This window comes from Geobacillus sp. C56-T3 (genome assembly GCF_000092445.1).
GTDB classification, from domain to species: Bacteria; Bacillota; Bacilli; order Bacillales; family Anoxybacillaceae; genus Geobacillus; species Geobacillus thermoleovorans.
The window spans coordinates 601,014-619,806 of sequence record NC_014206.1 but is presented as its reverse complement, the minus strand read 5'-3'; the positions used below and the strand labels follow the sequence as shown (position 1 = coordinate 619,806).

Genomic DNA, 18,793 nt, shown 5'->3' with positions numbered 1-18,793 from the left:
GGGGATTATTTGTCCGCGGCAGCTTCAGACGCTTGGCGAAAAACGGCAGGGAGCAATAAACCCTCGCCCGGGCGTTGTGCGGACGAACGACCCGGTATGTATAACAAAACACCTCTTCCCCCACAAAAGGGAAGAGGCGCTTTTTCCGTCGTTCCGTCCGCCGTTTCGGGCGCGACTCGGGTCGAGCCGCGAGTCATCTCCTCCGAGAAAACAGCGGCTTGGCGATGGAACACGTTGTTATTTCAACCGTTTCTCCAGTTCTTCCTTCAGCTGCTCATAGCCTGGTTTGCCGAGGAGGGCGAACATGTTCTTTTTGTATGCTTCCACTCCCGGTTGGTCAAATGGATTCACCCCGAGCAAGTAGCCGCTCATAGCGCATGCTTTTTCAAAGAAGTAGACGAGGTAGCCGAACGTATATTCATCGAGCTTCGGCAACGTGATGACCAAGTTCGGCACGCCGCCGTCCGTATGGGCGAGCAGCGTCCCTTCGAACGCTTTTGTGTTGACGAAATCAACCGTTTTTCCCGCCAAATAGTTCAGTCCGTCAAGGTCGTTTTCTTCGGCTTCAATGATCAGCTCATGACGCGGTTCTTCCAGCTTCAACACTGTTTCAAACAAATCGCGGCGCCCTTCTTGAATGTATTGGCCGAGCGAATGCAAATCGGTCGAGAAATCAGCGGAAGCCGGGTAAATGCCTTTTTGATCCTTCCCTTCGCTTTCGCCGAACAGCTGCTTCCACCATTCGGCGAAATAGTGCAGCGCTGGTTCGTAGTTGACGAGCAGCTCGATCGTTTTCCCTTTGTTGTACAAAATGTTGCGGATGGCGGCGTATTGGTAAGCGGCGTTTTCCTCAAGCTCCGAGGAGCTGAAATCGTCGCGCGCTTTGGCCGCTCCTTCCATCATGGCGTTAATATCCGCGCCGCTTGCGGCAATCGGCAGCAGCCCGACCGCCGTCAGCACCGAGTAGCGGCCGCCGATGTCATCCGGAATGACAAACGTCTCGTACCCTTCCTCATTGGCGAGCGTCCGAAGCGCGCCGCGCTTGCTGTCGGTCGTCGCGTAAATGCGGCGGCGCGCTTCCTCTTTGCCGTATTTCTCCTCAAGCAGCTTGCGGAAAATGCGGAAGGCGATCGCCGGCTCGGTCGTCGTCCCCGATTTGGAAATGACGTTGATCGAGAAGTCTTTCCCTTCCAAGAAATCGATGACGTCTTTCATATACGTCGAGCTGATGTTGTTGCCGACAAAAATGATTTGCGGCGTTTTCCGCTTTTCTTTTGGCAGGGCGTTGTAAAACGAATGGTGCAGCATCTCGATCGCCGCCCGCGCGCCAAGGTACGAGCCGCCGATGCCGATGACGACAAGAACATCAGAGTCCGATTGGATTTTTTTCGCCGCCTCCTTGATGCGCGCGAATTCTTCTTTGTCATAGTCGACCGGCCAGTCAAGCCAGCCTAAAAAGTCGCTTCCAACACCGGTTTTTTCATGAAGCGAATGATGCGCGACTTTCACGGCATCGCGCAAGTATGTAAGCTCATGTTCGCCAAAAAAGGCGAGCGCTTTCGAATAGTCAAAGCGAATGTGGGTCATCGATTTCCGCCTCCCCTTCAAGAATCATTGCCTTCTTTCACTTTAGCGGAATAAACAAGGGAAATCAAGCAGCCCACCTTTTTGGAAACGGATTCATCGCCTCATTAAAGGGAAGCGCGCAAAATGGCGAGCACATCATCGCGGTTCAATGTTTTGAAACGGCCGAACTCGCCAAACGCCATCGCTTTATCGGCCATCAGCTCCAAGTTTTCCTCGCCGATGCCATAGTCCGCAAGCCGCGACGGCGCCCCGAGGCTCGACCAGAACTCACGCAGCCGCTCGATGCCTTCAAGCGCCACATCGCGCTCGGATTTGCCCGCCGGATCGACATCGAACACACGCACCGCGAGCTGGGCGAAACGGCTGACGTTTTCATCGAGCACATGCTTCATCCAGTTCGGGAACAAAATCGCCAATCCCCCGGCGTGCGGGATGTCATACACGGCGGAAACGGCATGCTCAATATTGTGCGTCGCCCAGTCGCCGCGGACGCCCATTTGCAAGAAGCCGTTTAAGGCGATCGTGCCCGAGTACATAATCGTCTCGCGCAGCTCGTAGTTTTCCAAATCGTTGATCAGTTTGGGCGCCGTTTCGATCACGGTTTTCAACACCGCTTCGCACATCCGGTCTTGCAATGGCGTGTTCGGCGTATGATGGAAATATTGCTCAAACACATGCGACATCATATCGACAATGCCGTAAACCGTATGGTCTTTCGGAACGGTCATCGTATACGTCGGATCCAAAATCGAAAATTGCGGGAACGTAAACGGGCTGCCCCAGCCGTATTTTTCTTTCGTCTCCCAGTTTGTGATCACCGAGCCGGAATTCATCTCCGACCCGGTCGCCGCCAGCGTCAAGACGACGCCGAACGGCAGGGCGCCGGTGACGGGCGCTTTTTTCGTGATAAACTCCCACGGATCGCCATCGAATTTCGCCCCGGCGGCGATCGCTTTCGTGCAGTCGATGACGCTGCCGCCGCCAACCGCCAGCAAAAACTCGACGCCTTCCCGCTTGCAAATGTCCACCCCTTTTCTTACGGTCGAGACGCGCGGGTTCGGTTCGACGCCTGGCAGTTCGATGACCTCGGCGCCAATGTTCCCCAATATCTTCATCACTTCATCATACAGTCCGTTTCGTTTGATGCTGCCGCCGCCATACACGAGCAGCACTTTCTTGCCGTAGCGCGGCACTTCTTCTTTGAGCCGTTCGAGCTGCCCTTTTCCGAAAATCAGTTTCGTCGGGTTGCGGAAAATAAACTCTTGCATATGGATGCCCTCCTTTTCCTGAATCTATTATGGCAGCGCCTGCCACCGGTTGTAAAGCCAACTGCTTTGGCGGCAAACGATGCATATTTTTCACGACTGCGATTCATCCTATAAGTTGAAAAGAAATTTTCCAAAGGAGGCAAACAAGATGGGAGCATTGCAGCGCATTGCGCTATTGTTGACCATTATCGGCGCCATTAACTGGGGACTAATCGGCTTTTTCCAATTTGACTTAGTCGCCGCCATTTTCGGCGGCCAAGACTCCGTTTGGTCGCGCATCATCTACAGCTTGGTCGGCATCGCCGGCTTGATCAACTTGGCGCTGCTGTTCAAACCGGCCGAAGAGCTTGGGCGCACTGAACCGAAAACATCGCGCACATGACGGAAAACCATTGGGACACTCACCGCCTGACGGTGGGTGTCTTATTTTTTTGCGCCTCTCCCGGCCTCAAAGCGTCATGGACTCTCACCGTTTGGAGCGCAGGGTTATGGTTTCGGCCAATTTTCTTTCTTGGACTGCTCAATCCATTCGCGCAGTTTTTCCTTCAACGGGCGAAACCCCGACTTGAGCGGCATTTTCATGCGCATATGGCGTTTTTCCTTTTCCCCGGCAGGTTCGAGCGCCTTTAGGGACAGGCTCGCCCTCCTCGCCTTTCGATCGACGTCCAACACCTTGACCGTCACTTCATCCCCGACATGGACGTAATCGCGCACATCTTTCACAAATTGATGGGAAATTTCAGAAATATGGATCAACCCTTGCATGCCGTCCTCAAGCTGGACGAACGCGCCATACGGCTGAATGCCCGTCACCTTCCCTTTCACGATCGCTCCTCGTTTGATCGTTGACAAGCGAAACACTCCTATTGATGAATTTCGTCTATGTTTCTGTATTATAACATAGACCGACAGCAAACCCCAAAAAAAGATGTCCCGCCGACGGCGGAACATCCCCAGTTACAGGCGCGCCAAAAACCGTTTCATTCGCTTAATGGCTTCTTGCAGCTGTTCGAGCGATGATGCGTATGAACAGCGGATATAGCCTTCCCCGCTTTGGCCGAAAACGTTGCCGGGGACGACCGCCACTTTTTCTTCGATGAGCAGCCGCTCAGCAAACTGCTCCGACGTCAAACCGGTCGGCTTGATGGATGGGAAAGCGTAAAACGCGCCGCCCGGCAAATGGCACGGCAGCCCGATTTCATTGAGCGAGGCGACGAAATAGTTGCGCCGCCGCCGGTAGCTGTTGCGCATCTCGGCGACATCGCGCTCTCCGCTGCGAAGCGCCTCAAGCGCCCCATATTGCGCCATCGTCGGCGCGCACATCATGGCGTATTGATGGATTTTCAGCATCGCCTGCAAAATCTCATCCGGTGCTGCCGCAAACCCGAGCCGCCATCCGGTCATCGCAAACCCTTTGGAAAAGCCGGAAATCAAAATCGTCCGCTCGCGCATGCCGCTAACAGCGGCCATGCTCGTGTACTCTCCTTCATACGTCAGCTCGGCGTAAATTTCATCGGCAATGACGAGCAAGTCGTGCGCCTCAGCCAGACGGGCGATCGCTTCAAGCTCCGTGCGGCTCTGCACCGTTCCGGTCGGGTTGTTCGGCGAGCAGATGATGACCGCCTTCGTCCGCTCGGTGATCGCCTGTTCAAGGTGCGCCGGATTGAGCTGAAACTTGTCTTCGCCAGACGTGCAAACGGCCACCGGCTTCCCGCCCGCGAGCACGACAAGCGGCTCGTAGGCGACAAAACTCGGTTCGACGATGATCACTTCATCGCCCGGGTTGATGATCGCCCTAAGCGCCAAGTCGATGGCTTGGCTCGCCCCGACCGTCACTAAAATTTCTGTCTCCGGACAGTAGTCGACATGAAACTTGCGGCGCAAATAAGCGGCGATTTCTTGGCGGAGCTCCAAGAGCCCGGCATTTGGGGTGTACGACGTATAGCCTTGCTCGAGCGACAAAATGCTCGCTTCGCGAATGCTCCAGGACGTGACAAAATCCGGCTCGCCGACGCCGAGCGAAATGACGCCATCCATGGTGGAAGCAAGGTCGAAAAAACGGCGGATGCCGGATGGTTTCAAGCCCGCAACCGTTTCCGACACGTACGTTTTTCTCGTTTGCGGCTTCATGGCGACACCACGATGCGGCGATCTTGATCTCCTTGGTCAAAGACGATGCCATCGTGTTTGTATTTTTTCAAAATGAAATGGGTCGTCGTTGAAATGACAGAATCGAGCGTCGACAGTTTTTCCGATACAAATTGGGCGATTTCCGCCATCGAACGCCCTTCGATCACGACCGATAAGTCGTAGGCGCCGGACATTAAGTACACCGATTTCACTTCCGGGAATCGGTAAATGCGTTCCGCCACCTCGTCAAAGCCGACACCGCGCTTTGGGGTCACCTTGACGTCGATCATCGCCGTCACTCCTTCGCGGCCGTCCGCCTTCCGCCAGTCAATGAGCGCCGTATATTGGACGATCACTTTCGCCTCTTCTAACTTTTTGACGAGCGCTTCCGTTTCTTCGACCGGCAAATCGATCATCTTCGCCAGCACATCGATCGGCGTTCGTGCATCTTTTTCTAATATTTCGATAATTTCCAGCTCTTTTTCGCTCAATTTCACGCAGCATCCCTCCATTTCATCGGTCGGTTTCGCCAAACCGGCCGCCTGTCGTCATCACGGGAGCGGACAGGACGCCGCTTGCTTCAGCTCAAGCAGCCGGCGGGCGAGTTTTAGGCAGTGGGGAAAAGGAATCGGCTCGTCAAAGGCGAATTCATATATGGACTGAATGCGGGCGGCCAACGTGCGGGCGTCTTCCGTCTCATACACCGCCTGGAGCACGCTGGCCGCCTCGACGTCGTAGGCGTCTTTTCCAAGGCCAAACGGGTCCCAGGCGCCGATCGTCTCAATAAGAAGCCGATTCAACTGTTGTCCGTCCATGCCGCCGCCATCCACCTTCTTTCTTGATGCTATGATATAACCCATTATAAGCCATCGATTCGAAAAAAAGAAGGGAGAAGATGCAACAATGTTTCCATTCGATGAAGGGAAAGGACCGCATCGTTCGCGTGCTGAGAAAGGAGAAGGCGCGATCATGTTTCTGTTCGACCGCGTCATCGACCGCCGGGGCACGCTGTCGGTGAAATGGGATGACGTTCATCGCGTGTTCGGCCGCGAAGACGTATGGCCAATGTGGGTCGCCGATATGGATTTTCCCGCGCCGAAAGAAGTGCAAGAAGCGCTGCGGCAACGGGTGGAGCACGGCGTGTTCGGCTACACCGTCATTCCCGATTCACTCAAAGAAGCGGTGTGCCAATGGCTTGAACGCCGTCATGACTGGACGATCGATCCGTCTTGGCTCGTGTTTGCCCACGGCGTTGTGCCGGCGGTCGCCGCCGCCATCGAAGCGTTTTCCGAACTAGGGGATCGCATCATCGTTTTTTCCCCGGTCTACCGGCCGCTGTTTGATCTCGTCCGCCGTCATGACCGCACGCTTCTGTTCAGTCCGCTGCGCCTTGAGGAAGACAACTATGCCATCGACTGGGACGACTTGGAGCGAAAGCTGCCCGATGCCAAACTTCTCATCCTTTGCCATCCACACAACCCGGGAGGCAAATCATGGACAAAAGAAGAACTCGAACGGCTGGGAGAACTTTGCCTCAAGCACGGCGTCTTCGTCCTTTCCGACGAAATCCACGCCGATTTGACGCTCCCGCCAGCCAAACACACGCCGTTTGCCTCGCTCCACCCAGAGCTGGCTGCGCAAAGCGCCACGTTCCGCGCGCCGACGAAAACGTTCAACCTCGCCGGCTTGCAGGCGGCGGAAGTCATCCTTCCCAACGAATCGCGGCGCCGGGCGTTCCGCCGCGTCCAGCAGCGGCACGGCTTTTTTACGCTGAATGCGTTCGCCATCGTCGGATCGGAAGCGGCCTACCGCCATGGCGGACCGTGGCTTGACGCCTTGCTTGATTACTTGCGGCAAAACGTCGACATGACGGTTGCCTATTTAGCGGAACACTTGCCGCCGCTCCGCGTGATCCGGCCGCAAGCGACGTATCTCGTTTGGATCGACTGCCGCGGCCTTGGCCTTTCCGAGGCGGAGCTGAAGCGTCGGCTCCTTGAAAAAGGAAAACTCGCCGTCGAATTCGGCAGCAAATTCGGTCCCGAAGGCGTCGGCTTCATCCGTTTGAATATCGCCTGCCCGCGCCCGACGCTGGAGGAAGGGCTGCGGCGGCTGGCGGCGGCGCTAGGCTAGCTTTGCGCCAAAGAAGAGCGGCCAAGCGGATGGCGAAAGGGAAAAGAAGCAGCGCCGAATCCGTTGCGGGGTTCCTCCATCCATGTAAACCAAAAGAGCAAATGAAGCCAAACGATCGTTCCTTTCCGTTCTCTGTTCTGCCAACCATGTGCAGCAGAAGCCGTGCAACCGTCACTTTCTCGCATTTCCCATGCGAAGCGCTGCCCTGGCCACGTGAAACAGGGGCCCGCGCGCGAGCCCCTGTTTCACGACGACTTGATTTCCCCGCAGGCGATCCGTCCGCCGGCGTCTCCCGCCGGCTGGGTCATGCCGTCGTCTTTCTTGGCGTGAATGACGATCGACGTGCCGTCTTTTGTAAGCAGCGAGCCTTTCTCTCCTTCTTTCAGCGTCACATTGGGCGCCGTCAGCTCGACGTTGACCGTGCCGTCATCCTTCACAATAATGTTCGGCAAATCGCCGGCATGCGCTCCCTCCGGGTGTAAAAGGCCGTGCTTTTTCCCATCCGGATTGTAATGCCCGCCGGCCGATTGGAAATCGGGCGGTTTGCAGCTTCCGTTTTCATGGATGTGAATGGCGTGCTCCCCCGGCGGGAGACCTTCTAGGTCAAGCTTCAGCCGCACCCCTTCCGCCTGTTCAGTCAACTCGATCGTACCGATCGAATCGCCGTCCGCATTGATCATCTCCACCGTCCGGCTCGTTCCATTCTCTTGGCCGCAGCCGGACAACACGAGCGCCGCAGCGAACACCACACCGTACCTTTTTCGCAACACGAACCACCCTCCAGCATCACTTGTTATCCGTCAGTATTGCCGGAGGGGGGCTCGTTTATACTCCGGGCGGCTCCTTCCGTTCCTCTCGTTTTCCAAGCAGCTGTTCTTCGAGTTGCTTCGCTTCCCTCTCTTGCCGCCGGGAGATAACGATGATGAGCCGCATCGTGAACACCGCCATCAAGAAAAAGACAGCAAACGAAATGGCTGCGGGAATGTATTCACGTTTGTCTTCCGGAAAGTACAAAAATAAATTCAGCACCGATGGCCACATAAGGAAACAACCTTTCTGCCTAAAAAATCGTCCACTTTCTATTATAACATAAAAAAGCCGCCGCCAACGCAGCAGGCTATAAAGCGAATTTTTTTCGCAGCTGGGTCAAATCGATCCGTTCCCCGATCGTCGGCGGCTTCGTCTTCGCCAAATATTTTTTGTCGTTTTCCACCAGCCGGAAAATCGTATACGCGGTGAACGCATCATCGAGCGCGCAATGGGCTTTTCCAACCGCCTCATTGCCGTACTCTTGCACCGCCTTGCGCAGCGCGGTTTGGTTTTTGTTGCCGAAAAACCGCTTATACTCCATGGCTAAATCACGATGCTCGCCAGTGAATGGGAATTCCACTTGCGCGGATTGGCAGTTTTCCCGGAGCACTTTCATATCCATGCTCCCCCACGTCATCACCGTCGTCGGGCGGTCGCGGTCATATTGCCGAAGCAAGGAAACCAACTCATAAAAACTCATTCCGCGGTCGATTTGTTCTTGGGTGATGTTGAGAAATGACTTGCACCGTTCCGTGAGCTGCGGAAAGCGGAGCGGCTTCACATAGGAAGAAAATTGGCCGATGATCTGATCGTCCACGACCGCGACAAGGCCGACTTCAATAATTTCCGGGCAAAACCCGTTCGGGTTTGTTTTCGTCTCCGGCATCGTAAATTCAAAATCGAGAAACAAATATTGCAGGCTGTCCATCGTCGCTTCCCCCCTTTCCGGCACGCTGCTGCCGTCCGTCTTACTATTATTATATCACGCAGAAGCGATTGTTTATTTCTTTTTTCAGAAAATGGCGAAAAATAGGCGGATGACGGAGGAATCAACGACAGCCTTGGTGAAAAAGAAGAAGGGCAGATGGACGCTTCTCATTCAAGCCAATCGCTTTTTCTCCCTTATCTCTATCCTGAAAATACCAGAACTCCAAAATGCGTAAAATTGCAGAGTTCAACATAGAGGCATTTTCATCCTTCCGATGGTGACGAAATTTTGGTCATGGGAGTTTATATACGATCAGAAAACAACCATCATTTCCCCTAAACCGATGGTTTCTTGGGTGAAGAGAAGAGCAGCACCTATAAGGTTGATCCATTGAAAAAAATGCGATGATTGAGCCGCATTTCCTGTTAAACCACCAGCCTTCTATGATATGATCAAGAAAAAGGAGGGTGGATGGGATGAAAAATGTCGTGATTCATCAGATTGTCACATGGATCTTCACCGAAGACCAACTGCGGGCGTATTGGAAAAAACAGAAGCAGAACCTTCCGTTCAGCGGGTTGACGGACCGTCAGTACATGAAACTGGCTGAAGACATGCTTGAACATTCCTCACACAGCCAGCTCGAGCAGCACTTGCTCGGCGGCAGGTGGCGTACGAAGGAGGAAGCGGAAGGAGCCATCCTCGCCGAAGACGAATCGCGCGATGACAGACATGTCGAGGTCATTGACACCGACGCCCCGGCTGAACCGAAACGGCGGATGCTGATCGATCGGGTACGCGAAATTCCTTGTCCGCATTGTTCCTTTACGTTTTACGTCCGTGAAGCCTCGAGCGAGCGTCGCGACTGGACGTGCCCAGCGTGTGGGAGCGGTTTTCACGACATGACGACATAACTGGAAAAGGAGGAGTACAAATGGATCATGCTGCCGCACATGTGTCAAACGTTCAATATTATTTTGCCATTGCGGTTTTCTTGATTACATACGCGATGATCATCGCAGAAAAAATTCACCGCGCGGTCATCGCCTTGCTGGGCGCCGCTCTTATGGTCATCTTCGGCATCGTCGATGCAGAGAAAGCGTTTACTCACCATATTGAATGGGGAACGATCACACTGCTGATCGGCATGATGATTTTAGTCGGCATTACAAGCAAGTCCGGCTTTTTTCAATACATGGCCATTAAAGCAGCCAAGCTCGCGAAAGGCAGCCCGGTCCGCATTTTAATCATGCTTTCACTGTTGACCGGGCTGCTGTCGGCGTTTTTGGACAACGTGACCACCGTCCTGCTTGTCGTGCCAGTGACATTCTCCATTACGCGCATGCTTCAAGTGAACCCGGTGCCGTACTTAATCTCCGAAGTGCTGTTGTCCAACATCGGCGGCACGGCGACATTGATCGGCGATCCGCCGAACATCATGATCGGCTCTGCGAACAAGCAGCTTGATTTCAACGCCTTTTTGTTCAACTTGACGCCAGTCGTCATAGTGATCGCCATCATCACGCTCGCATTGCTTGCGTTCATTTACCGAAAGCAGCTGAAAACCGATCCAACGTTGATTCAAAAGCTGATGGAGCTTCGCGATGCCGACTACATTCAAGACGCCAAACTGATGCGCAAATCGGTCGCCGTGCTCGGGCTGACCATCCTTGGCTTTATTTTTCATTCCGCCATTCACGTCGATGCCGCCATCATCGCCATGACCGGGGCGGTCGCGCTCATGCTTATCGCCGTTCCGGAGCACGAAATCGAGGATGTCTTTCATTCGATCGAATGGGGCACGATTTTCTTTTTCGCCGGATTGTTTGTCTTGGTCGGCGGGCTTGTTGACATCGGCCTGATCAAATCATTGGCGGAAAAAACGCTTGAAGTCACCGGAGGCGACATTTCCACAGCCGCCTATTTCATCCTTTGGCTGTCCGGCATCGCCTCGGCGACGATCGACAACATTCCGTTTGTCGCCACGATGATCCCGCTCATTCAAGATATGGCGGTCGGCATGGGGCTGTCCCCTGACGCTCCGCAAATTGACGTGCTATGGTGGGCCTTGTCGCTCGGCGCCTGCCTCGGCGGGAACGGGACGCTCATCGGCGCCTCGGCGAACGTCATTGTCGCCGGCATGGCGTCGCGCGAAGGGCATGGTTTTACATACATGGATTTTTTGAAAATCGGCGCGCCGCTCACGCTCATCGCCTTGCTTTTGTCGCACGCCTATTTATGGCTGCACTATTTGTAACGCCCCGCCTGCGCAATGCATAAAGAAGGAGCGAAATCGCCGCTTGGCTTCGCTCCTTTTTGGCTGTTTGCACATATCGTAATATCGGATTCCATTTTCGGAAAGGAGGCGCAAGCAGCCATGTTCACCCCGTTCCCGCGGATGCCGGCCGGCCCGTACCCTCCGATCGACCCGGCGCTCTTTTCCCAGTCCGCCACTACGGCGCAGACGCTGATGAACGATGCTGCCACCGTTTTGAAAAAACTGGCCGAGTCCCGTTCGTTTGCGGCCTCGGTCATGTCGGCCGCCCAAGAAGGAAAAACGGATGAAGTGAAGCGCCTGATCCGCTCGCTTGGCATCCGCTCGAAAACCGATATATATTTCAATCCCGACGGCATCCGCCTGACGTTGTCGCCGCCCCCCGGCGCGTTTCCGTGCTGCCAGCTCGTCATCGGCTTGCGTTGGAACGTGTTTCCGCCTTTTCACGGATAGCCTTCGCCATCGCGGCGGCGGGCGAAAGGGGAAAAACGGCGGCAAGCAGCCTTCACTCTTCGCATTCGCCGCTTTGACGGCTGCCAACATCCGTTCACAACGGCCGCGCCCGATGCGATAGCGCCGCTTCCAGACTATGCACGGCGCTGGAAGCGGTGTTGTCGTTTGCGCCTTGCTGGGCCAGAAGCTCCTTTCACCTCACATTTCGCACCCTGAATAAAAATTCGAAATAAGCCAGGTTTGACCGAATAAAAATTAATTATTTTACAATTTTTGTATAAAAAATTATTTTTATGCGCATATCCGGGTTGTTTTTTGTATATTATGCAAAGGTTGCGAAATATGAGTTTCACACCAAAACGGTTCTCGCCGCCGACCTTCGTGAACCAAAAAAAGACAGCGATCGTCTCATCGCCGTCTGGCGCCTAAACAAACTTGCCGGGCACCGCGCTCGGCATTCCCTTCCGTTCACATTGCGCATCCGATTACGTGCGTCGATAGATGATATCCCCGACAATGATCGTGATCAACGAAATCAACATCGTCAGCTTGACCACCTTATAGTCTAAAAAGCGCAGCACTTGTTCTTCAAACATGTAGACGAAAAAGAATATGACCATCAGCACGGCGAGAGCTAAGACAAATCTTTTTTTTCGATTCATGGACAATAGATTCTCCTTCTATCAGAATGTATCCAATACATTGCCCGTCGTTTTGATCATATCGTCGGAAATAAATACTTTTTTCAGATTGGTGCGCTTGCTGTCGCTATAGACAAAGTGATACGCGTCATATATATACTGATCATAATAATCACTGTAATATCGTATGATTTTCACTGTTGTCCAGTATGGTTTTAGATTAATATATTCCCCTGCCAATGTACAAATCGAAGCAATGGTTGTTGCCGCTCCAGGGCCAAACGTATATCCAGCTAATGTAGCGATAGCAGTTAATCCTGTTTTTAATACACTGCTTACAAATTTAGCGGTATCGTTATCAAAAGAATAATATCTAGTTCCGATAACCGTTCCATCTCCTGGGTTAGGGATCACTTGAGGCTTCACTTGGTTGCTGTTTAAAATAAAAGCATGTGATGTATTCAATAATTCTGAATCAATCACTTTCTTCGCAATGATCATTTTTTCAGGTGTAATCATACTGTTAGAGGAATTAATAATAATTTCAACTCCTTTATACGAAGTTCTATATATATCTTCCACTGTTGTTAATGCTTCCTCTTTTCCCTCCTGTGTAAATTAGCACATTATTTCAGAATCCCTTTTTCAAATTATTTCAGATGGATTCTGAAATAATGTGCAAAATTTTTGCGGATTGTTCCGGCCCGAGTTCGACAGTTTTGAGGTCATTTTAGGCAAATGGAAATGACCAAAATGCTGTTATATCAAGGGTTTCGTAATGCGGATCCTAGGAAAAAACGCCGAATTTCATAGGCACACGATTTATTAATTTTTTCTTTTAAAAATAAAGTTTATACGTTATAATATAGGCATGTACATACGACGAGTCACACGCAAAAACAAGGATGGAACAACCGTTGCTTATCTCCAGCTTGCTCACAATGAATGGGATCCAAAGGCCAAATATGCGAAAGCGAAGGTGATTTATTCGTTCGGGCGCGAAGACGAGGTGGATCGCGCCGTCCTGGAACGTCTGGCCAAAAGCATTTCGCGATTCCTTTCTCCTGAGCAGGCTTGGGAAGTCGAAACGTTGACAGGAGAAGCTTCCGATGACTTTCAATTCCAGTCATGCAAACACCTCGGCGGCGTTTGGCTCTTGGATCAGCTCTGGAGACAACTGGGGTTGGGAGAGATTCTCCACTCCTTGTTTACCTCCCGACATCACCAGATTTCGCTGGAACGGCTGATTTTTGCCATGGTGGCCAATCGCGCCCTTCATCCGTCAAGCAAGTTGGCGATGGAGGAGTGGGTGGAGAAAGACGTGTATATCCCTCACCTTCCTCAAGCCGCCAGCCACCAGTTGTACCGGGCGATGGATGAACTGCTGGCCGTGCAGCCGGAATTGGAACGTCAAGTGTTCCATGCCGTGGCCGATTTATTGAATTTGGAAGTCGACTTGATTTACTTCGATACGACTTCGTCGTACTTCGAAGTGGATCCCTCTGAAACACCGGAAGGAGAATCGCTTCGAAAACAAGGATTCTCGAAAGACAAACGCCCAGACTTGGTTCAAATCGTCATTGGGCTGGCTGTCACCCGGGAAGGAATCCCGATTCGCGCTTGGGTATGGCCTGGCAATACCATGGACATGACGGTCATCAAACAGGTGAAACAAGACTTGATTGGCTGGAAGCTTGGACGTGTGATCAGCGTCATGGACCGCGGCTTTTCCTCTGAAGAGAATTTGCGAATCTTGCAACAGGCCGGGGGACACTACATTGTCGGCGAAAAAATGCGATCCGGCAAAGCCGCCGTCGAAGAGGCCTTAAGCCGTCGCGGACGTTATCATGAAGTGGACGAGAATTTGCACATCAAAGAAATCATCGTGGGCGACGGAGAAGCGCGTCAGCGCTATGTTCTCGTGTACAATCCCAGCGAAGCCGAACGCCAACGCAAGGAGCGGGAAACGCTGCTCGAATCGCTGAAAGAGGAGTTAGAAGGGCTTCGCCAACTCCCAAACGAAGCCCATCATAAGGCGACCTGCCGGTTGCGTTCCCATCCCCGAGTTCGACAGTCACTAGGCAAACAAAATGCCTCTCGCCCCTTGAGGCAAAAGGGACGAGAGACATTTGGGCACACTTTGGGCGTGTATCTAGGCGCGAGGATGGATGCCTAGGATCTTCGGAGGAGGCTCCAGCCCTAGAGCCGCAAAGAATTGAGCCTGTTTGGCCGTCTAGTTCGGTTCGTTGATAAAGGTCGCCGTTTTTGGAAGAAAAATGTCCAAGCATAAGACGCTCACATTCATCCCTTACTTTCGGCCACGATTCATGGGTTCGGATCTCCACGATCCGAACTAACAAGAGAGCAAGCCAACTGAGTAGCACATGCGCCCGAATGCGGTCTTCCAAGCGATGATACATAGGTCGCAATTCCAATGTAGACTTCAATGTTCGGAAGGCCTGCTCAATATCCACCAGCTGCTTATACCCGATGGCGACATCTTCGGCAGACAAGGTGTCATCGGATGTCCGGATGAGATATTTGCCGTCGTACTTTTCCGCGTCACGAACCGCTTGCTTGTCGATGCGAAGGGTTCCGTCCTTCAACTGGCGCAAGTATTTTCCGTAGGACGGATGGGAACGCAACCGGCAGGTCGCCTTATGATGGGCTTCGTTTGGGAGTTGGCGAAGCCCTTCTAACTCCTCTTTCAGCGATTCGAGCAGCTTTTCTCGCTCCTTGCGTTGGCGTTCGGCTTCGCTGGGATTGTACACGAGAACATAGCGCTGACGCGCTTCTCCGTCGCCGACGATGATTTCTTTGATGTGCAAATTCTCGTCCACTTCATGATAACGTCCGCGACGGCTTAAGGCCTCTTCGACGGCGGCTTTGCCGGATCGCATTTTTTCGCCGACGATGTAGTGACCCCCGGCTGTTGCAAGATTCGCAAATTCTCTTCAGAGGAAAAGCCGCGGTCCATGACGCTGATCACACGTCCAAGCTTCCAGCCAATCAAGTCTTGTTTCACCTGTTTGATGACCGTCATGTCCATGGTATTGCCAGGCCATACCCAAGCGCGAATCGGGATTCCTTCCCGGGTGACAGCCAGCCCAATGACGATTTGAACCAAGTCTGGGCGTTTGTCTTTCGAGAATCCTTGTTTTCGAAGCGATTCTCCTTCCGGTGTTTCAGAGGGATCCACTTCGAAGTACGACGAAGTCGTATCGAAGTAAATCAAGTCGACTTCCAAATTCAATAAATCGGCCACGGCATGGAACACTTGACGTTCCAATTCCGGCTGCACGGCCATCAGCTCATCCATCGCCCGGTACAACTGGTGGCTGGCGACTTGAGGAAGGTGAGGGATATACACGTCTTTCTCCACCCACTCCTCCATCGCCAACTTGCTTGACGGATGAAGGGCGCGATTGGCCACCATGGCAAAAATCAGCCGTTCCAGCGAAATCTGGTGATGTCGGGAGGTAAACAAGGAGTGGAGAATCTCTCCCAACCCCAGTTGTCTCCAGAGCTGATCCAAGAGCCAAACGCCGCCGAGGTGTTTGCATGACTGGAATTGAAAGTCATCGGAAGCTTCTCCTGTCAACGTTTCGACTTCCCAAGCCTGCTCAGGAGAAAGGAATCGCGAAATGCTTTTGGCCAGACGTTCCAAGACGGCGCGATCCACCTCGTCTTCGCGCCCGAACGAATAAATCACCTTCGCTTTCGCATATTTGGCCTTTGGATCCCATTCATTGTGAGCAAGCTGGAGATAAGCAACGGTTGTTCCATTCTTGTTTTTGCGTGTGACTCGTCGTATGTACATGCCTATATTATAACGTATAAACTTTATTTTTAAAAGAAAAAATTAATAAATCGTGTGCCTATGAAATTCGGCGTTTTTTTCTAGGATCCGCATCGTGAAATCCTTGATATTACAGCATTTTGACCATTTTCATTTGCCTAAAATGGCCTCAAAACTGTCGAACTCGGGCCATCCGTCCTACGGAAAATACTTGCGCCAGTTGAAGGACGGAACCCTTCGCATCGACAAGCAAGCGGTTCGTGACGCGGAAAAGTACGACGGCAAATATCTCATCTGGACATCCGATGACACCTTGTCTGCCGAAGATGTCGCCATCGGGTATAAGCAGCTGGTGGATATTGAGCAGGCCTTCCGAACATTGAAGTCTACATTGGAATTGCGACCTATGTATCATCGCTTGGAAGACCGCATTCGGGCGCATGTGCTACTCAGTTGGCTTGCTCTCTTGTTAGTTCGGATCGTGGAGATCCGAACCCATGAATCGTGGCCGAAAGTAAGGGATGAATGTGAGCGTCTTATGCTTGGACATTTTTCTTCCAAAAACGGCGACCTTTATCAACGAACCGAACTGACGGCCAAACAGGCTCAATTCTTTGCGGCTCTAGGGCTGGAGCCTCCTCCGAAGATCCTAGGCATCCATCCTCGCGCCTAGATACACGCCCAAAGTGTGCCCAAATGTCTCTCGTCCCTTTTGCCTCAAGGGGCGAGAGGCATTTTGTTTGCCTAGTGACTGTCGAACTCGGGGATGGGAACGCAACCGGCAGGTCGCCTTATGATGGGCTTCGTTTGGGAGTTGGCGAAGCCCTTCTAACTCCTCTTTCAGCGATTCGAGCAGCGTTTCCCGCTCCTTGCGTTGGCGTTCGGCTTCGCTGGGATTGTACACGAGAACATAGCGCTGACGCGCTTCTCCGTCGCCCACGATGATTTCTTTGATGTGCAAATTCTCGTCCACTTCATGATAACGTCCGCGACGGCTTAAGGCCTCTTCGACGGCGGCTTTGCCGGATCGCATTTTTTCGCCGACAATGTAGTGTCCCCCGGCCTGTTGCAAGATTCGCAAATTCTCTTCAGAGGAAAAGCCGCGGTCCATGACGCTGATCACACGTCCAAGCTTCCAGCCAATCAAGTCTTGTTTCACCTGTTTGATGACCGTCATGTCCATGGTATTGCCAGGCCATACCCAAGCGCGAATCGGGATTCCTTCCCGGGTGACAGCCAGCCCAATGACGATTTGAACCAAGTCTGGGCGTTTGTCTTTCGAGAATCCTTGTTTTCGAAGCGATTCTCCTTCCGGTGTTTCAGAGGGATCCACTTCGAAGTACGACGAAGTCGTATCGAAGTAAATCAAGTCGACTTCCAAATTCAATAAATCGGCCACGGCATGGAACACTTGGCGCTCCAATTCCGGCTGTACGGCCATCAGCTCATCCATCGCCCGGTACAACTGGTGGCTGGCGACTTGAGGAAGGTGAGGGATATACACGTCTTTCTCCACCCACTCCTCCATCGCCAACTTGCTTGACGGATGAAGGGCGCGATTGGCCACCATGGCAAAAATCAGCCGTTCCAGCGAAATCTGGTGATGTCGGGAGGTAAACAAGGAGTGGAGAATCTCTCCCAACCCCAGTTGTCTCCAGAGCTGATCCAAGAGCCAAACGCCGCCGAGGTGTTTGCATGACTGGAATTGAAAGTCATCGGAAGCTTCTCCTGTCAACGTTTCGACTTCCCAAGCCTGCTCAGGAGAAAGGAATCGCGAAATGCTTTTGGCCAGACGTTCCAAGACGGCGCGATCCACCTCGTCTTCGCGCCCGAACGAATAAATCACCTTCGCTTTCGCATATTTGGCCTTTGGATCCCATTCATTGTGAGCAAGCTGGAGATAAGCAACGGTTGTTCCATTCTTGTTTTTGCGTGTGACTCGTCGTATGTACATGCCTATATTATAACGTATAAACTTTATTTTTAAAAGAAAAATTAATAAATCGTGTGCCTATGAAATTCGGCGTTTTTTTCTAGGATCCGCATCGTGAAATCCTTGATATTACAGCATTTTGACCATTTTCATTTGCCTAAAATGGCCTCAAAACTGTCGAACTCGGGCCATCCGTCCTACGGAAAATACTTGCGCCAGTTGAAGGACGGAACCCTTCGCATCGACAAGCAAGCGGTTCGTGACGCGGAAAAGTACGACGGCAAATATCTCATCTGGACATCCGATGACACCTTGTCTGCCGAAGATGTCGCCATCGGGTATAAGCAGCTGGTGGATATTGAGCAGGCCTTCCGAACATTGAAGTCTACATTGGAATTGCGACCTATGTATCATCGCTTGGAAGACCGCATTCGGGCGCATGTGCTACTCAGTTGGCTTGCTCTCTTGTTAGTTCGGATCGTGGAGATCCGAACCCATGAATCGTGGCCGAAAGTAAGGGATGAATGTGAGCGTCTTATGCTTGGACATTTTTCTTCCAAAAACGGCGACCTTTATCAACGAACCGAACTGACGGCCAAACAGGCTCAATTCTTTGCGGCTCTAGGGCTGGAGCCTCCTCCGAAGATCCTAGGCATCCATCCTCGCGCCTAGATACACGCCCAAAGTGTGCCCAAATGTCTCTCGTCCCTTTTGCCTCAAGGGGCGAGAGGCATTTTGTTTGCCTAGTGACTGTCGAACTCGGGTTCCGGATTTTGCACATTCTTTCGGAACGTTTGCACGCTCTTTCAGATGAAGATTTCCAGCGCGCCTGATGGACC

At 52.5% G+C, this 18,793-nt stretch carries 16 protein-coding genes and 5 pseudogenes; 8 read left to right on the top strand and 13 right to left on the bottom strand.

What is annotated here, in order from left to right:
- Positions 1-237: 237 nt before the first annotated feature.
- Entirely contained in the window at positions 238-1,587 is a 1,350-nt protein-coding gene (locus tag GC56T3_RS03195) for a glucose-6-phosphate isomerase (protein ID WP_011232395.1), read from the bottom strand.
- Positions 1,588-1,691: 104 nt separating this feature from the next.
- Positions 1,692-2,855, bottom strand: a complete 1,164-nt coding sequence (locus GC56T3_RS03190) for an iron-containing alcohol dehydrogenase (RefSeq protein WP_013144365.1) — start codon at positions 2,853-2,855, stop codon at positions 1,692-1,694.
- A 148-nt stretch (positions 2,856-3,003) separates the two neighbouring features.
- Between GC56T3_RS03190 and GC56T3_RS03185 the strand changes: the two genes are divergently transcribed.
- The gene (locus tag GC56T3_RS03185; RefSeq protein ID WP_011232397.1) at positions 3,004-3,237 is read left to right on the top strand and encodes a DUF378 domain-containing protein; all 234 of its coding nucleotides are present in this window, start codon (positions 3,004-3,006) and stop codon (positions 3,235-3,237) included.
- 104 nt (positions 3,238-3,341) lie between these two features.
- Here GC56T3_RS03185 and yugI read toward each other — a convergent pair whose 3' ends face one another.
- The 4 genes from yugI to GC56T3_RS03165 form a co-directional block, all read right to left on the bottom strand.
- Positions 3,342-3,707 carry a S1 domain-containing post-transcriptional regulator GSP13 gene (gene yugI, locus GC56T3_RS03180; protein WP_013144364.1) on the bottom strand — a complete coding sequence of 122 codons (366 nt, stop codon included), beginning with the start codon at positions 3,705-3,707 and terminating at the stop codon, positions 3,342-3,344.
- A gap of 105 nt (positions 3,708-3,812) precedes the next feature.
- A complete protein-coding gene (locus GC56T3_RS03175) occupies positions 3,813-4,985 on the bottom strand; it encodes an aminotransferase (protein ID WP_013144363.1) in 1,173 nt (390 codons plus the stop codon).
- Positions 4,982-5,482: an Lrp/AsnC family transcriptional regulator gene (locus GC56T3_RS03170; RefSeq protein WP_013144362.1), complete on the bottom strand. Its 501-nt coding sequence runs from the start codon at positions 5,480-5,482 to the stop codon at positions 4,982-4,984. Before GC56T3_RS03170 ends, GC56T3_RS03175 begins: the two co-directional genes overlap by 4 nt.
- Before the next feature lie 54 nt (positions 5,483-5,536).
- The gene (locus GC56T3_RS03165; RefSeq protein WP_013144361.1) at positions 5,537-5,800 is read right to left on the bottom strand and encodes a DUF1871 family protein; all 264 of its coding nucleotides are present in this window, start codon (positions 5,798-5,800) and stop codon (positions 5,537-5,539) included.
- Positions 5,801-5,954: 154 nt separating this feature from the next.
- Here GC56T3_RS03165 and GC56T3_RS03160 point away from each other — a divergent pair, with 154 nt between their 5' ends.
- Entirely contained in the window at positions 5,955-7,115 is a 1,161-nt protein-coding gene (locus GC56T3_RS03160; RefSeq protein ID WP_013144360.1) for a MalY/PatB family protein, read from the top strand.
- A gap of 245 nt (positions 7,116-7,360) precedes the next feature.
- Here GC56T3_RS03160 and GC56T3_RS03155 read toward each other — a convergent pair whose 3' ends face one another.
- The 3 genes from GC56T3_RS03155 to kapD all read right to left on the bottom strand — a co-directional run bounded on the left by GC56T3_RS03155 (position 7,361) and on the right by kapD (position 8,853).
- Positions 7,361-7,885, bottom strand: coding sequence for a superoxide dismutase family protein (locus GC56T3_RS03155; RefSeq protein ID WP_013144359.1), 525 nt, complete (start codon positions 7,883-7,885; stop codon positions 7,361-7,363).
- A gap of 55 nt (positions 7,886-7,940) precedes the next feature.
- Positions 7,941-8,156, bottom strand: coding sequence for a hypothetical protein (locus GC56T3_RS03150; protein ID WP_013144358.1), 216 nt, complete (start codon positions 8,154-8,156; stop codon positions 7,941-7,943).
- Between the two features lie 76 nt (positions 8,157-8,232).
- A complete protein-coding gene (gene kapD, locus GC56T3_RS03145; RefSeq protein WP_013144357.1) occupies positions 8,233-8,853 on the bottom strand; it encodes a 3'-5' exonuclease KapD in 621 nt (206 codons plus the stop codon).
- Between the two features lie 476 nt (positions 8,854-9,329).
- Here kapD and GC56T3_RS03140 point away from each other — a divergent pair, with 476 nt between their 5' ends.
- The 3 genes from GC56T3_RS03140 (at position 9,330) to GC56T3_RS03130 (ending at position 11,581) form a co-directional block, all read left to right on the top strand.
- Positions 9,330-9,767, top strand: coding sequence for a hypothetical protein (locus GC56T3_RS03140; protein WP_013144356.1), 438 nt, complete (start codon positions 9,330-9,332; stop codon positions 9,765-9,767).
- A gap of 20 nt (positions 9,768-9,787) precedes the next feature.
- Positions 9,788-11,110, top strand: coding sequence for an ArsB/NhaD family transporter (locus GC56T3_RS03135; protein ID WP_013144355.1), 1,323 nt, complete (start codon positions 9,788-9,790; stop codon positions 11,108-11,110).
- Between the two features lie 120 nt (positions 11,111-11,230).
- Positions 11,231-11,581: a hypothetical protein gene (locus tag GC56T3_RS03130; RefSeq protein ID WP_013144354.1), complete on the top strand. Its 351-nt coding sequence runs from the start codon at positions 11,231-11,233 to the stop codon at positions 11,579-11,581.
- 485 nt (positions 11,582-12,066) lie between these two features.
- Here the strand turns inward: GC56T3_RS03130 and GC56T3_RS19555 are convergent, their stop codons facing one another.
- A complete protein-coding gene (locus GC56T3_RS19555) occupies positions 12,067-12,243 on the bottom strand; it encodes a hypothetical protein (RefSeq protein ID WP_013144353.1) in 177 nt (58 codons plus the stop codon).
- Between the two features lie 21 nt (positions 12,244-12,264).
- Entirely contained in the window at positions 12,265-12,804 is a 540-nt protein-coding gene (locus GC56T3_RS03125) for a hypothetical protein (RefSeq protein ID WP_013144352.1), read from the bottom strand.
- 289 nt (positions 12,805-13,093) lie between these two features.
- Here GC56T3_RS03125 and GC56T3_RS03120 point away from each other — a divergent pair.
- Positions 13,094-14,284: pseudogene (locus tag GC56T3_RS03120) on the top strand (IS1634 family transposase); the annotation flags it as partial.
- A gap of 90 nt (positions 14,285-14,374) precedes the next feature.
- On the opposite strand, the pseudogene GC56T3_RS03115 reads toward GC56T3_RS03120, so the two are convergent.
- Positions 14,375-16,042, bottom strand: a pseudogene (locus GC56T3_RS03115) (IS1634 family transposase).
- Between the two features lie 169 nt (positions 16,043-16,211).
- Between GC56T3_RS03115 and GC56T3_RS03110 the strand changes: the two are divergent.
- A pseudogene (locus tag GC56T3_RS03110) lies at positions 16,212-16,694 on the top strand (transposase); the annotation flags it as partial.
- A gap of 90 nt (positions 16,695-16,784) precedes the next feature.
- Here GC56T3_RS03110 and GC56T3_RS03105 read toward each other — a convergent pair.
- A pseudogene (locus GC56T3_RS03105) lies at positions 16,785-17,975 on the bottom strand (IS1634 family transposase); the annotation flags it as partial.
- 168 nt (positions 17,976-18,143) lie between these two features.
- Here GC56T3_RS03105 and GC56T3_RS03100 point away from each other — a divergent pair.
- A pseudogene (locus GC56T3_RS03100) lies at positions 18,144-18,626 on the top strand (transposase); the annotation flags it as partial.
- Positions 18,627-18,793 lie beyond the last annotated feature (167 nt).

Excerpts from the sequence above, each read along its gene's own strand:
- GC56T3_RS03195 (WP_011232395.1), bottom strand. The coding sequence starts at position 1,587 with ATGACCCACATTCGCTTTGACTATTCGAAAGCGCTCGCCTTTTTTGGC.
- GC56T3_RS03190 (WP_013144365.1), bottom strand. The coding sequence starts at position 2,855 with ATGCAAGAGTTTATTTTCCGCAACCCGACGAAACTGATTTTCGGAAAA.
- GC56T3_RS03185 (WP_011232397.1), top strand. The coding sequence starts at position 3,004 with ATGGGAGCATTGCAGCGCATTGCGCTATTGTTGACCATTATCGGCGCC.
- GC56T3_RS03175 (WP_013144363.1), bottom strand. The coding sequence starts at position 4,985 with ATGAAGCCGCAAACGAGAAAAACGTACGTGTCGGAAACGGTTGCGGGC.
- GC56T3_RS03165 (WP_013144361.1), bottom strand. The coding sequence starts at position 5,800 with ATGGACGGACAACAGTTGAATCGGCTTCTTATTGAGACGATCGGCGCC.
- GC56T3_RS03160 (WP_013144360.1), top strand. The coding sequence starts at position 5,955 with ATGTTTCTGTTCGACCGCGTCATCGACCGCCGGGGCACGCTGTCGGTG.
- GC56T3_RS03150 (WP_013144358.1), bottom strand. The coding sequence starts at position 8,156 with ATGTGGCCATCGGTGCTGAATTTATTTTTGTACTTTCCGGAAGACAAA.
- kapD (WP_013144357.1), bottom strand. The coding sequence starts at position 8,853 with ATGGACAGCCTGCAATATTTGTTTCTCGATTTTGAATTTACGATGCCG.
- GC56T3_RS03140 (WP_013144356.1), top strand. The coding sequence starts at position 9,330 with ATGAAAAATGTCGTGATTCATCAGATTGTCACATGGATCTTCACCGAA.
- GC56T3_RS03135 (WP_013144355.1), top strand. The coding sequence starts at position 9,788 with ATGGATCATGCTGCCGCACATGTGTCAAACGTTCAATATTATTTTGCC.
- GC56T3_RS03130 (WP_013144354.1), top strand. The coding sequence starts at position 11,231 with ATGTTCACCCCGTTCCCGCGGATGCCGGCCGGCCCGTACCCTCCGATC.
- GC56T3_RS19555 (WP_013144353.1), bottom strand. The coding sequence starts at position 12,243 with ATGAATCGAAAAAAAAGATTTGTCTTAGCTCTCGCCGTGCTGATGGTC.